This is a genomic window from Pseudomonas sp. DCB_BI (assembly GCF_026240995.1).
Taxonomy (GTDB): domain Bacteria; phylum Pseudomonadota; class Gammaproteobacteria; order Pseudomonadales; family Pseudomonadaceae; genus Aquipseudomonas.
Map to the genome: position 1 here is coordinate 1 of NZ_JAPFCG010000067.1, position 462 is coordinate 462.

General features: G+C 49.8%; 2 tRNA genes and 1 rRNA gene. All 3 read right to left on the bottom strand.

The features are described from left to right. Positions 1-153: 153 nt before the first annotated feature. Positions 154-229: transfer RNA gene (locus OO258_RS27315), tRNA-Ala, on the bottom strand. Between the two features lie 6 nt (positions 230-235). Then, positions 236-312 (bottom strand) — tRNA-Ile (locus tag OO258_RS27320). 77 nt (positions 313-389) lie between these two features. Then, positions 390-462 (bottom strand): 16S ribosomal RNA (locus OO258_RS27325); the annotation flags it as partial.

The window sequence follows — 462 nt, forward strand, 5'->3', positions numbered from 1 at the left end:
AATTTTACCTTAGCCTGATCCACCAGCAGTGAAACTGGTGTTCAGTCTATATCTATCACATATCCGAATTTTTAAAGAACGATCTGACAAAAGCCAGAAATCAACATTCGATGCGAATGCTCATTTCTGAGTTTGATCAAGGTACCACAGAAGTGGTGGAGCCAAGCGGGATCGAACCGCTGACCTCCTGCGTGCAAGGCAGGCGCTCTCCCAGCTGAGCTATGGCCCCGCATATTGGTAGGTCTGGGCAGATTTGAACTGCCGACCTCACCCTTATCAGGGGTGCGCTCTAACCAACTGAGCTACAGACCTATATAGGGTCTTGATCGTCTTCGACAATGAATCAAGCAATTCGTGTGGGAGCTCATCAGCAGGCTGATGTCGTCGATTAAGGAGGTGATCCAGCCGCAGGTTCCCCTACGGCTACCTTGTTACGACTTCACCCCAGTCATGAATCACACC